The sequence below is a fragment of the Ornithinimicrobium flavum genome (genome assembly GCF_004526345.1).
GTDB lineage: Bacteria > Actinomycetota > Actinomycetes > Actinomycetales > Dermatophilaceae > Ornithinicoccus > Ornithinicoccus flavus.
Genome location: NZ_CP038213.1, coordinates 1405000 through 1417482, shown reverse-complemented (window position 1 = coordinate 1417482; position 12483 = coordinate 1405000). Strand labels below are relative to the sequence as shown.

10 protein-coding genes and 3 pseudogenes are annotated in these 12483 nt (G+C 73.2%); 7 read left to right on the top strand and 6 right to left on the bottom strand.

Annotation, left to right across the window (positions count from 1 at the left end):
• The first annotated feature begins 23 nt into the window (after positions 1-23).
• From hpaD to E3Z34_RS06565, 3 genes and pseudogenes are all read left to right on the top strand, one after another.
• Entirely contained in the window at positions 24-1142 is a 1119-nt protein-coding gene (hpaD, locus tag E3Z34_RS06575) for a 3,4-dihydroxyphenylacetate 2,3-dioxygenase (protein ID WP_202977039.1), read from the top strand.
• A gap of 68 nt (positions 1143-1210) precedes the next feature.
• Complete coding sequence (locus E3Z34_RS06570) at positions 1211-1930, top strand: fumarylacetoacetate hydrolase family protein (protein WP_238695457.1); 720 nt, start codon at positions 1211-1213, stop codon at positions 1928-1930.
• Positions 1915-2732, top strand: a pseudogene (locus E3Z34_RS06565) (HpcH/HpaI aldolase family protein). The gene E3Z34_RS06570 and the pseudogene E3Z34_RS06565 overlap by 16 nt, the downstream one beginning before the upstream one ends.
• On the opposite strand, the gene E3Z34_RS06560 reads toward E3Z34_RS06565, so the two are convergent.
• Positions 2726-4414 (bottom strand): ABC-F family ATP-binding cassette domain-containing protein, encoded by a 1689-nt coding sequence (locus E3Z34_RS06560; RefSeq protein ID WP_134772963.1) that lies wholly within the window; start codon positions 4412-4414, stop codon positions 2726-2728. The pseudogene E3Z34_RS06565 and the gene E3Z34_RS06560 sit on opposite strands and share 7 nt — an antisense overlap.
• A gap of 64 nt (positions 4415-4478) precedes the next feature.
• Complete coding sequence (locus E3Z34_RS06555; protein WP_134772962.1) at positions 4479-5996, bottom strand: plasmid pRiA4b ORF-3 family protein; 1518 nt, start codon at positions 5994-5996, stop codon at positions 4479-4481.
• A 105-nt stretch (positions 5997-6101) separates the two neighbouring features.
• Between E3Z34_RS06555 and E3Z34_RS19405 the strand changes: the two genes are divergently transcribed.
• Positions 6102-7193 (top strand): aldose epimerase family protein, encoded by a 1092-nt coding sequence (locus E3Z34_RS19405; RefSeq protein ID WP_134772961.1) that lies wholly within the window; start codon positions 6102-6104, stop codon positions 7191-7193.
• A 21-nt stretch (positions 7194-7214) separates the two neighbouring features.
• On the top strand, positions 7215-8237 hold the full coding sequence (locus E3Z34_RS06545; RefSeq protein ID WP_134772960.1) for an NADP-dependent oxidoreductase: 1023 nt from the start codon (positions 7215-7217) through the stop codon (positions 8235-8237).
• Between the two features lie 38 nt (positions 8238-8275).
• Here the strand turns inward: E3Z34_RS06545 and E3Z34_RS06540 are convergent, their stop codons facing one another.
• The 4 genes and pseudogenes from E3Z34_RS06540 to E3Z34_RS18660 all read right to left on the bottom strand — a co-directional run.
• Complete coding sequence (locus tag E3Z34_RS06540; protein ID WP_134772959.1) at positions 8276-8692, bottom strand: CBS domain-containing protein; 417 nt, start codon at positions 8690-8692, stop codon at positions 8276-8278.
• A 5-nt stretch (positions 8693-8697) separates the two neighbouring features.
• On the bottom strand, positions 8698-9051 hold the full coding sequence (locus E3Z34_RS06535; protein ID WP_134772958.1) for a transcriptional regulator: 354 nt from the start codon (positions 9049-9051) through the stop codon (positions 8698-8700).
• A pseudogene (locus E3Z34_RS18665) lies at positions 9048-9622 on the bottom strand (DUF1538 domain-containing protein). Before E3Z34_RS18665 ends, E3Z34_RS06535 begins: the two are co-directional and overlap by 4 nt.
• A 236-nt stretch (positions 9623-9858) precedes the next feature.
• Positions 9859-10494, bottom strand: a pseudogene (locus E3Z34_RS18660) (DUF1538 domain-containing protein); the annotation flags it as partial.
• A 133-nt stretch (positions 10495-10627) separates the two neighbouring features.
• On the opposite strand from E3Z34_RS18660, the gene E3Z34_RS06525 reads away from it, so the two are divergent.
• Positions 10628-11836, top strand: a complete 1209-nt coding sequence (locus tag E3Z34_RS06525) for a glycosyltransferase (protein ID WP_238695388.1) — start codon at positions 10628-10630, stop codon at positions 11834-11836.
• A complete protein-coding gene (locus tag E3Z34_RS06520; protein WP_134772957.1) occupies positions 11833-12480 on the top strand; it encodes a TVP38/TMEM64 family protein in 648 nt (215 codons plus the stop codon). The genes E3Z34_RS06525 and E3Z34_RS06520 overlap by 4 nt, the downstream gene beginning before the upstream one ends.
• Positions 12481-12483: the final 3 nt, after the last annotated feature.

Below are 12483 nucleotides of genomic sequence, written 5' to 3'. Positions count from 1 at the left end.
CCACCGCACGCAAGGACGCTGACGTGAGCACCACTCCCCGCACCCCCACCTCACCGATCCCCACCCCGACCGCCGAGCCGCCGGACGTGCTGCGCTGCGCCTACATGGAGCTCGTGGTGACCGACCTGGAGGCCTCGCGCAACTTCTACGTCGACGTCCTCGACCTCGTCGTGACCGAGGAGGACGAGGAGACCGTCCACCTGCGCAGCCTGGAGGAGTTCATCCACCACAACCTCGTGCTGCGCAAGGGCCCGGTCGCGGCCGTCGCCGCCTTCTCCTACCGCGTGCGCACCCCCGAGGACCTGGACAAGACGGAGGCCTTCTACACCGAGCTGGGCTGCCGCGTCGAGCGCCGCCGCGAGGGGTTCACCCGCGGTATCGGCGACTCCGTCAGGGTCGAGGACCCGCTCGGCTTCCCCTACGAGTTCTTCCACGACGTCGAGCACGTCGAGCGGCTCGCGTGGCGCTACGACCTGCACACCCCCGGTGCACTGGTCCGGCTGGACCACTTCAACCAGGTCACCCCGGACGTGCCGCGGGCGGTCGCCCACATGGAGGACCTGGGCTTCCGCGTCACCGAGGACATCCAGGACGAGGCCGGCACCACCTACGCCGCGTGGATGCGGCGCAAGCCCACCGTGCACGACACCGCGATGACCGGGGGCGACGGGCCGCGCATGCACCACGTCGCCTTCGCGACGCACGAGAAGCACAACATCATCGCGATCTGCGACAAGCTCGGCGCGCTGCGGATGTCCGACCGCATCGAGCGCGGACCGGGCCGGCACGGGGTGTCGAACGCCTTCTACCTCTACCTGCGCGACCCGGACGGCCACCGGGTGGAGATCTACACCCAGGACTACTACACCGGCGACCCGGACAACCCGGTCGTCACCTGGGACGTCCACGACAACCAGCGCCGTGACTGGTGGGGCAACCCGGTGGTCCCCTCCTGGTACACCGAGGCCTCGCTGGTGCTCGACCTGGACGGCAACCCCCAGCCGGTGCAGGAGCGCACCGACGACAGCGAGATGGAGGTCACCATCGGCGCCGACGGCTTCTCCTACACGCGCCCGGAGGACGACGCCGACGCCCTGCCGAGCTGGAAGCAGGGCGAGTACAAGCTGGGGCACCAGCTGTGACGCCGCTGCCGGAGGCGACCATCGCGGCGATCGCGGACGAGCTCGCGGCCGCCGAGCAGTCCCGCACCATGGTGCCGCTGCTCACCGCCCGCCACCCCGGGATGACGGTGGAGGACTCCTACGCCGTCCAGAACGAGTGGCGCCGGCGCGCGATCGAGGCGGGCCGTCGCCCCGTGGGCCGCAAGATCGGCCTGACGTCGAAGGTGATGCAGGCCGCGACCGGCATCGACGAGCCCGACTACGGGGCGATCTTCGCCGACATGGTCTTCGAGAACGGCTCAGTGATCGAGCACGACCGCTTCTCCAACGTGCGCATCGAGGTCGAGCTGGCCTTCCGCCTCGCCGAGCCGCTGGAGGGCCCGGGCACCACCGTCTTCGACGTGCTGCGGGCGACGGAGTATGTCGTGCCGGCGCTGGAGATCCTCTCCTCCCGGATCGAGATGGAGGGCCGGACCATCGTGGACACCATCAGCGACAACGCCGCCATGGGCGGGATGGTCTACGGCGGCAACCCCGTGCGCCCCGGCGAGGTCGACCTGCGGTGGGTGAGCGCGCTCCTCTACCGCAACGAGACCATCGAGGAGTCCGGCGTGGCCGCCGCCGTGCTCAACCACCCCGCCATGGGGGTGGCGTGGCTGGCGGACAAGCTGGCCCAGCACGGGGACCGCCTCGAGGCCGGCGACCTGGTGCTCGCCGGGTCCTTCACCCGCCCGATGTGGGTGCACCCGGGCGACACGGTCCTGGCCGACTTCCGCGAGCTGGGGACGATCTCGTGCCGTTTCGTCTGAGCCCGACGCTGCGCCACGCCCTCGCCGCGCAGGAGGACCGCGGGGACGACGGGAGGCCCCTCGTCGGCATCTGGGTCTGCTCCGGTAGCCCGCTGGTCGCCGAGATCTGCGCCGGCTCCGGGTGGACTGGCTGCTGATCGACATGGAGCACTCCCCCAACGGGCTCGAGTCGGTCCTCACCCAGCTGCAGGCGGTGGCCGCATACCCGGTGATCCCCGTGGTGCGTGTCCCCAGCGGTGACCCGGTGGCGATCAAGCAGGTGCTGGACCTCGGCGCGCAGACCCTGCTCGTGCCGATGGTCTCCTCGGCCCCGGAGGCGCGGGCCCTGGTGGAGGCCGTGCGCTACCCGCCGCACGGCCGTCGCGGGGTCGGCTCGGCCCTGGCCCGCTCCGCGCGGTGGAACCGGGTGGAGGGCTACCTCGCCGACGCCGCCGAGCACGTCTCGCTGTTCGTGCAGATCGAGACGGCCGAGGGGGTCGAGAACGCCGGCGCCATCGCGGCGGTCGACGGCGTGGACGGCGTCTTCGTCGGCCCGTCGGACCTGTCTGCCTCCATGGGGCTGCTCGGCCAGCAGGCCCACCCCGAGGTGGTCGCCGCCGTCCGGCGGGCCTTCCAGGCGGTCCGTGACGCCGGCACACCGGTCGGCGTCAACGCCTTCGACGCGCAGGTGGCGCGGAGCTACCTCGACGACGGCGCGGCCTTCCTGCTGGCCGGGGCCGACGTCGCCCTGCTGGCCCGCGGCTCGGAGGCGCTCGCCGCCGAGTTCGGGGCGGGCGACCGGGAGGAGCGCGCCAGCTACTGAGCGGCCCCGGGCAGCACCTCGTCCACCTGACCGGCGTCCACCTCCCAGCGACGCGTCAGCCGCACCGTCTCCAGCATCCGGCGGTCGTGCGTCACCAGCAGGAGCGTGCCGTCGAAGGCGTCCAGGGCCTGCTCCAGCTGCTCGATCGCCGGCAGGTCGAGGTGGTTGGTCGGCTCGTCGAGGACCAGCAGGTTGACGCCGCGGGCCTGCAGCAGCGCCAGCGCGGCGCGCGTCCGCTCCCCCGGCGACAGCGTCGACACCGGCCGACCGACATGACCACCCGCCAGGCCGAACTTCGCCAGCAGCGTGCGCCGGTCGGCGTCGGTCCACTCCGGCAGCTCCAGGGCCAGCACCCGCGCCAACGGTGTCTCGTCGGCGGCGTCGAGCATCCGCCGCGCCTGGTCGACCTCCCCCACGAGGACCCGTGAGCCGAGCGACACCGTCCCCTCGTCGGGCGCCACCTGGCCGAGGAGCAGGGCGAGCAGCGTCGTCTTGCCGGAGCCGTTCGGCCCGGTGATCGCCACCCGGTCGCCCAGGTCGAGCTGCAGGTCGACGGGCCCGAGCGTGAACGACCCCGTGGGTCCCGAGCGGCGCACCACCGCACCGCGCGCCACCGCGACGACGTCCCCGGACCGGGGCGCCTGCGCGATCGAGAACTGCAGCGACCACTCCTTGCGCGGCTCCTCCACGACGTCGAGCCGCTCGATCATCCGCTGCGTCTGGCGCGCCTTGGCGGCCTGCTTCTCCGAGGTGGCCACCTGGTGGGCGCGGACGAACTTGTCCTTCTCCTGGCGCCGCGCGGCCTTCTTGTTGGCGTTGCGCACCCCCTTGGCCATCCACTCACGCTGCATCCGGGCGCGGGTCTCGAGGCCGCGCCGGCGCTCGGCATACTCCTCGTAGGCCTCCCGTGCGTGCCGCCGCGTGATCGACCGCTCCTCCAGGTAGGCGTCGTAGCCACCCCCGTAGGCCACCACCCGCTGCAGGCTGCGGTCGATCTCCACCACCGTGGTCACCGTCGCCGACAGGAACGCCCGGTCGTGGCTGACGAGCACCACCGGCGCCTCGAGGCCGTGCACGAAGTCCTCCAGCAGCTCCAGGCCCGCCGCGTCGAGGTCGTTGGTCGGCTCGTCGAGCAGGTAGCCGTCGTAGCGCGACAGCAGCAGCCCCGCCAGACCCACCCGTGCGGCCTGCCCGCCCGAGAGCGTGCTCACCGCGCGGTCCAGGTCCACGGCCAGGCCCAGGCGGGCGGCGACCTCCTCGGCCCGCTCGTCGAGGTCCGCCCCGCCGAGCGCGAGCCAGGCCTCCAGGGCGGCGGAGTATGCCGTGCCGCTCGCCTCGTCCTCCGGGTGCTCCCCCAGCCGCTGCGCCGCAGTCTCCAGCTGCGCCTCCGCCTCCGCGACGCCGGTCCGCCTGGCCAGGGATCGCCGGATCGTCTCCCCCTCCAGCGCGTCGGACTCCTGGGTGAGGAGCCCGAGGTGGGCGGTCCTGGGCGAGACGACGACCTGCCCGGCCTCGGGGGCCCGCCGACCGGCGAGCACGTGCAGGAGGGTGGACTTCCCGGCGCCGTTGGGCCCGACGAGCCCCACGACGTCGCCCGGCGCGACGACGAGGTCGAGGCCGGAGAAGAGCAGGGTGGCTCCGTGGCCGACCGCCACGTCGCGGGCCTGGATCGTCGCCGTCACCCGTGCATCCTCCCAGGCCTCCCCCGTGGTCCGAAACGTCCTGGCCGGTCGCGTTCGGGCCGCACTACGCCGTGACCGGCCCGTCCTCCCCGGGCCACAGCGCCCGCCGGGTCAGCACCACCGCCCGGTGGTCGTGGTCGGCGCCGCCCCGGCTCAGCAGCCGCTCACCCCTGGCGCGACGCAGCGCCGCCGACACGGGCCGGACCCACTCCGCGACGTGCCGCCGGTCGACCCCGCCCGGCGTCGTGCGCAGGCCGCAGTCGGTCAGGATCCGGGCGATCGTGCCGTCGTGCTCCCGCGAGGGTCCACCCTCGGCGGCCGTGAGCAGGGCGAGCAGGGCCCCCGCCACCTCCACCCAGGTGTTGCGGTGGCGAAGGAGACGCCCCGCCACCGCGTCGACATACTCCTCGTCCGTGCTCAGCCCGCGCGCCAGCGGGGTCCGCACCAGACGGCCCTTGTACCTCCGCAGCAGCCCCAGCTCCTGGCAGGTGCTGCGCAGGTCGGCGACGGGAGCGGTCAGGTCCTCGCGGTTGCCCTTGCCGATCCAGTCGTCGGCGAGACCCAGCTCGTGGTAGATCCGCTCGACGAAGGCCGGCTTCATCCAGCCCGCCGACGTGAGCGGGATCCCGTCCTGCCCGGCCAGCTCGACCATGAACCGGTAGGGGCGGGCGATCTCCGCGAGGTCCTCCGTGCTCGGCTCGCCCCCGGTGCGGGCCTGCTCGACGAGCCCCGCCAGCTCGGCGACCACCGGGGGGAGCGCAAGGTCGAGCAGCGGCTCGAGCACCTCGGGGAAGGAGGCGCCGGTGCCGGGCTGCGCGAGGCGTTCGAGCAGCTCGTCGGTCGTCAGCCCGACCAGGGACAGCCGGTGCCCCACCTCCTCCAGGTCGAAGGCGGTCGGGTCCCACCCGGTCGGCACCCAGTCGCGGCGCTCGCGGTCCAGGGTGCGCAGGGAGGGGTCGGCGAGGTAGGCCTCGACGAGCTCCTGGTGACCGGGGACTCCCCCGCAGTCTTCCAGCGGTCCGGCCATGCGGCCGCCGGTGCAGACCGCTTGCGGGGCGTCGTCGTCCAGCGGGCCGACCGCCTCGAGCCTCAGGGTGCAGGTCCAGTCGTCACCGAAGTCGTAGGTGTAGAACAGCCGGTCGCCCTTCGCCCGGAGCAGCTGGTCGAGCTGCACCTCCGACTCCGGCACGCCCTCCTCGCCCTCCGACAGGTCGAACTCGGTGAGGAACGACGGCCCCCGCCAGATCCGCTTCTGCGGGCCCGGCCAGAACTTGTGGAGATGGTGGTCCTGCCAGCCGAACGCCGCCTGCAGGACCGCGTGCAGCTCATCGAGCAGCAGATCGCCGCGCAGCACCAGCCGCCGCCACACCGCCGGCCTCAGGTCGTCCACGTCGACCCGCACGGTCAGCGCGGACGTCTCCTCCGGCGGGTCGGGCAGCTCCGGCATCTGGTGCGTCTGCCGCTCCGGCGCGAGTGTGAAGGAGCCCAGGGCGCCTCCGATGCCGTCGAGCACACCCTGCAGCTCGGTCGGCGACAGCCCCTGCACCCACCTGCGGATCTCCTCGGCCTTGTCGTCGCTCACGGGGACGAGGGTAGAGGCTCGACACCGTGACCGGTTGACGTCGTGATCACGACTCCAACCGGTCACCCTCCCGGCCGGGGCTGACCGGCAGGCAGACTGGCCCCCATGGCTGAACACCTCACGACCAGCAGCCCGAGCGTCCACGGCACGGTCGTCGACCTGCGGGCGGGCGACTACGAGGCGACGGTCGGTCAGGTGGGCGCAACCCTGCTCAGCCTGACGCACAGGGGGCACCGCCTCGTGGACCCCGTGCCCCGCACCGAGCTCGACGACGCGTGGCGCGGGCGCACGCTCGTGCCCTGGCCCAACCGGGTCGTCGACGGGCGTTACGAGGTGGGCGGCACGACCTACCAGCTGCCGGTGAACGAGCCGGAGACCGGGGCAGCCCTGCACGGGCTCGCCGCCTTCCAGCGGTGGCAGCTGACCGGGAGCACGCCGAGCAGCGTGACCTGGGAGCTGGACCTCCCGGAGTCCTACGGCTACCCCTTCCAGGTGCGGTGCACCTCCACCTACGAGCTCGACGCCGACCGCGGACTCTCGGCCACGGTGTCCGGCACCAGCACCGGCCCCGCACCCGCACCGTTCGGCGCCTCCCTCCACCCCTACCTCACCTGCGACGGGCGGCCGCTCGACGAGTGCCGGGTGACCCTGCCGGCCTCCTCGAGCGCCGCCACCGCGTGGCGGCGCGGCACCAGCCACTCGCTCTGGATCTCCCGGCCGGCTGAGGGCACGTGCTCGAGGCGGAAGTGGGGCAGGCGGGTCCACCAGGACCCGGGCACGCCGCCCTGCTCGGTGGCGGGCGCCGGGTCGACCCCGGGTATGGGGTGCCTCGGCCCGTCCGCGGGCCGTGCGCCGAGCACCTCGACCAGGTCCGGCCCGACCGGGTGGTCGGTGCGGCGCTTGACCCAGACCTGGTCCAGGACCTCGGGCCTGGACCAGGTGGTGGGGGCCGCCCGCTCGCTCTCGCTCCGGCAGGCGCTGGCGGACGTGCTGGGGGCACCGGTGCTGGTGCCGGAGCCCGACGAGTACGTCGCGGGTGGTGCCGCCCGGCAGGCGGCCTGGGTCCTCGCCTCGACGCCGGAACCGCCGTCCTGGCCGCTGCCGGGCCTGACCACGGTCGCGCCGGGGGCGGACGGACCGCAGGTGAGGGAGCGGTATGCCGAGGCCCGGGGACACGTGCTGGGCCGGGTGGGCTGACCGGCAGGCAGACTGGCCCTCATGGCTGACCACCCCACGACCAGCACCCGGATCGTCCTCGCCTCCCGCCCGGACGGCGCCCCGACCCCGGAGAACTTCCGGACCGAGGTCGTCGACCTTCCCACGGTGGGCGACGGGCAGGTGCTGCTGCGCACCGTCTACCTCTCCCTCGACCCCTACATGCGGGGGCGGATGAGCACGGCGAGGTCGTACGCCGCGCCCCTCGAGGTGGGCGACGTCATGATGGGCGGCACGGTCGGCGAGGTGCTGGAGTCCCGGCACCCGGACCTGGCCGTGGGCGACCACGTGCTGGCCGGGGCCGGGTGGCAGTCGCACGCCGTCGTCGACGGCACCCACGTGCGAAGGCTGGACCCCTCGGCGGCGCCCGTGTCCACGGCCCTGGGCGTGCTGGGGATGCCCGGCTTCACCGCATACTCCGGCCTGCTGAGGATCGGGCAGCCGAAGGCCGGCGAGACCGTCGTCGTCGCGGCGGCCACCGGACCGGTCGGCTCGGCCGTCGGGCAGATCGCGAGGATCAGGGGCGCCCGCGCCGTCGGCATCGCCGGCGGGCCGGAGAAGTGCCGGGCCCTGCTGGAGGAGTTCGGGTTCGACGCGGCGGTCGACCACCGCGACCCGGACTTCCGGGCCAGGCTGGCCGAGGCCGTGCCCGACGGGATCGACGTCTACTTCGAGAACGTCGGGGGCCACGTCGCCGAGGCCGTGATGCCGCTGCTCAACCTCTACGCCCGGATCCCGGTGTGCGGCCTGGTGGCGCAGTACAACGGCGCCGACCTGGAGCGCCGGGACCGCCTGCCCGGCTTCCTCTCCCTGGTCCTGTCCAGGAGCCTCACCCTCCGGGGGTTCATCCAGAACGAGTTCGTGCCGGAGATGCACGACGACTTCCTCGACGAGGCCACGGCGTGGGTGCGGGACGGGCGGCTGCGCTACCGGGAGGACGTCGTCGACGGGCTGGAGAGCGCCCCGGAGGCCTTCATCGGCATGCTCGAGGGCAGGAACTTCGGCAAGCTGCTCGTCCGGGTCTGAGGCGCCCCCGACCGTCGGGACGGCACGGCGCGCCCGGCTCAGACGTGCGAGAGCGGGGACTGCCCCTCGTCGAGGCTGGCGATGATCCGGGCGACGATGTCGTTCATCGTCACCAGTCCCACCAGGGAGTTCTGCTGCGTGACGACCAGCCGGTTGAGCCGGTAGCGGTCCATCATCGCGGCGGCGTTGCGGACGGACAGCTCGGGCGCCACGGTGATGACCGGGGTGAGCGCGACGTCGTAGACGTTGATGAGGTCGATGTCGCCCTCCTCCGCCACGATCGTGCGCAGGATGTGGGAGTAGGCCAGCAGCCCGAAGGAGTCGTGCTCGCCCCGGCGGTCCACGACGAGGCTCTTGACGCCCCGCTCCCCCATGAGGAGCAGGGCCTCGCGCAGGGTGGCGAACGGCGAGACCCGGTAGACGTCGGTGATCATGATGTCGGCCACGGTGAGCATGCGGCTCAGCCTTCCTTCTGGTGCAGGCGCTTGTCGAAGGCCAGCACCTGCTCCATGTCGAGCCCGGCGACGTGCTCGACGGGCAGGCTGAAGGCCAGCCCCCGGGAGTCGCCCCCCTCCCGCACGAGCAGGTCGCGCATGGCCTTGAGGATCCCCAGGGCCACGTGGCGGGCCACGACCATGACCAGCACGCTCTGCGACCCCTCGAAGGTCAGCCCGAAGAAGGTCCTGCGCGCCTCGGCGCTCAAGCCCTTCGCGGACAGGACCGTCACGCCCGCGGCGCCCTGGGCCTGGGCCCGATGCACCGCCTCCTCCTCCATCTCCTCGGGGGTGATGGCGACCACGACGACGAACTTCATCGAATCCTCCTCGGGAGTCGATCCTGGATGATGGCATATCCGAGCACGGTGAGCACCGGGAACATCGAGGCGAAGGCGATCAGCCCGAACCCGTCGATCAGCGGGTCGCGGCCCGCGACACCGGTGGCCAGCCCGATCCCCAGGGCCGTGACCACCGGGACGGTGATCTCCGAGGTGGTCACCCCACCGAGGTCGAAGGCAGGGCGACGATCCCCGGCGGGGCCAGCAGGGTGAGCAGGATGACCAGGCCGTAGCCGCCGATCATGTAGAGGTGCAGCGGGTCGCCGGCCAGGATCCGGGCGGTCCCGACCGTGATGCCGGTCCCGACCCCCACCGCCACCGCGACCCGCAGCACGGTGGCCCGCACCCGTCCCGGCGCCGCGTCCTCCGCCTGCCCGGCGATGGCCACCAGCGCCGGCTCGGCCATGGTGGTGGAGAAGCCGACGAGGAAGGCGAAGAGCAGGATGAGCGCGGGCACGTCCTTCGCGACGAGCTGGTCGGCCAGCAGGGCACCCAGCGGCAGCAGCCCCAGCTTGAGGCCGACGACGAAGGCGTAGAGCCCCAGCAGCACCAGCAGGAAGCCGACCGCCACCCGCGCGGGGTGGGGCACCCCGCGAGCAGCGCGACGTCGCCCAGCATGCCGAGCAGGCCGGCGAGCACGTCCGCCACCCCGTCGATCCCGACGTTCGCCCTGCGTTCGGGGACCACCGCGTCGGGCACCGTCTCTCCTGTGGCCCCCCGGTAGACGACCATCCCGTAGACCTGCACGGTGATCATCGGCACCAGCACGGCCAGGCCCACGAGGCCGAAGCCGTGCAGCAGCGGGGTCCGACCGCCCAGGGACGCCACCAGCCCCAGCCCGATGGCCGCGACCAGGGGGACGGTGACGATGTTGGTCGTGACCCCGCCGGAGTCGTAGGCGAGGCCGACGATCTCCGGAGGTGCCGCATACGTGACGAGGATGACCACGAGGTAGCCGGTGATGACGAACCGGTGGACCCGCCACCCGAGGACCGCGCGCAGGATGCCGAGCGTGATGACCGCCCCCACCGACCCGGCGATGAGCAGGCGCAGGGTCAGGGCGTCGATCCGGCCGGCGCTGATCAGCTCGGCCTGGTCGGCGACGGCGATGAGGGCGGGCTCGGCCACCACCGCGGCCGCGCCGAGAGCGAAGCCGAAGGCGAGCAGCGGCACCAGGGCCCGTCGCTGGGTGAACTGGGATGCCAGGCTCCTCCCGAGGGGGAAGACGCTGAGGTCCAGACCCTGGAGGAAGACCGCGATGCCCAGCGCGACGACGAGCATCCCCACGACGAGCGTGCCCAGGTCCGGCGGGACCTCGCGGATGACCAGCACCTGGAAGGCGAGGACCACGGCGAGGATCGGCGCCAGGCTGGTCAGGGCGTGCCTCAGCCGGACCAGCAGGTCGCGTGCGTCGTCGCGCATGCGGTCTCCCTCGACGGTGGCTCCAGCCTACCGAGGGGGTTGGGCGCGTGACCTGACACCTCATCCCGTGGTCGGACGCGACACGTACCTCGGGATGACGACGCAACCGCCCTCCGTCCGACACCATCGGAGCATGGTCATGTCCAGGGTCCCCGGCCCGCGTCGGCACACCGGCCGCGCGCGTCGCGTCCTGCTGCTGACCGACACCTACCGGCCGACCGTCAACGGGGTCGTCTCCTCGGTCGAGGAGCTGCGCCGGGGGCTGCTGGAGGACGGGCACGACGTGCGTGTGCTCACCGTGGGCCCGGGGCGGCGCACCACCTACGACGCCGGGATCTACCGCCTCCCGTCGCTCGACGCCAGCTCCATCTACCCTCGCGCCCGGCTGGGACGCCCGGTGGACGCCGAGACGCTGGCCGACCTGGTCGCCTGGCGACCGGACGTGCTGCACTCGCACACGGAGTTCGTCGTGTTCTGGTGGGCCCGTCGCCTCGCCCGGCGGCTCGCCGTCCCCCACGTGCACACCTACCACACGCTGTACGCCGACTACACGCACTATTTCTTCCCCCACCGCGGCACCGGCCGGGCCCTGTGCGCCTCCTTCGCCCGGCAGACCCTCAACCGGACGAGCACGGTCATCGCGCCCACCGCCAAGATCGAGCGCCTGCTGCGGGGCTACGGCGTGCGGGTGCCCATCGCCGTCGTGCCCACCGGGGTCGATCTGACGCGCTTCACCCCCGGGGCCCCGTCGCCCGAGCTGCGGGAGGAGCTCGGGCTCACCCCGGGCGTCCCCGTCGTCCTCAGCCTGGGACGGCTGGCCGAGGAGAAGAGCGTGACCGAGATCGTGGACCTGCTCGGCCAGGTGCAGCACGAGCCGTGGGAGCTGGTGCTCGCCGGCGACGGCCCGCAGGCCGGGACGCTCCGCCAGCAGGTGGAACGCCTGGGTATGTCGCACCGGGTCCGGTTCGCCGGGGCGGTCGACCCGGCCCGGGTGCCGGACTACTACCGGCTGGCCGACGTCTTCGTCTCCGCCTCCCGCAGCGAGACCCAGGGCCTGACCTTCCTGGAGGCCTTGGCCAGCGGGGTGCCCGTGCTGTGCCGGGACGACGCCTCGCTGGACGGGGTCGTCCTCGACGGTCACAACGGTCGCCGCTACCAGCAGCCGGAGGAGTTCACCCGGACGCTCACCTGGCTGCTGCGCGACCCGGCCCTGCGGCGGCGGTGGTCGCAGGGGGCCACCGACACGGCCGCCGGCTTCGGCCGCGCCGCGTTCGTGGACGCCGTCTGCGCGACCTACGACCGGGCCCGGGGACGCCTGCGCACCGCGAGGTGGGCGGCATGAACGCCGTCGCCACCGTCCCGCTCGCGCGGGCGTCCCCGATCCGGTCGCGACCGGTCCCTCCCGTCCTGCGCTGGTCCCGACGGGTCACGGTCGTCGGCTGGCTCCTCCTCGCGCTGCTGGTCACGTGGGGCGTCCAGGCCGGGGTGCTCACCTCCGTCGGGCGGCTGCAGGACTTCCTGGCCGGCTTCGGTCCGTGGGCCCCGATCGTCTACGCCCTGGTCGGTGCCGGCGAGGCGGTCCTCCCCGTGGTCCCGGGGTCGGTCACGGTCCTGGCCGCGCCCGTGCTGTTCGGCCCGGTCGTGGGCCTGCTCGTGGCGTACGCCGCCACCTGCCTCGGCTCGGTCGCGGTCTTCCTCCTGTCCCGGCACGTGGGCACGGACGTCCTGCGCTCACGCTTCCGCCCCGCCACCGTCGAGCGCTACCTCGGGTGGCTGGAGCACCGGCACTTCACCCGCTGGTTCGCGGTCGGGATCGCCCTGCCCCTGGCCCCTGACGACCTGCTGTGCTATCTCGCGGGCCTGTCCGGTATGCGGCTGCGCACCTTCGTGCTCGTCGTCCTGCTGCTCAAGCCGTGGGCGCTGGTGGTCTACACCTTCGGCGTCCTGTCGCTCCTCCAGCACGTCCTCCCCTGGCTGGCGACGTGAGGG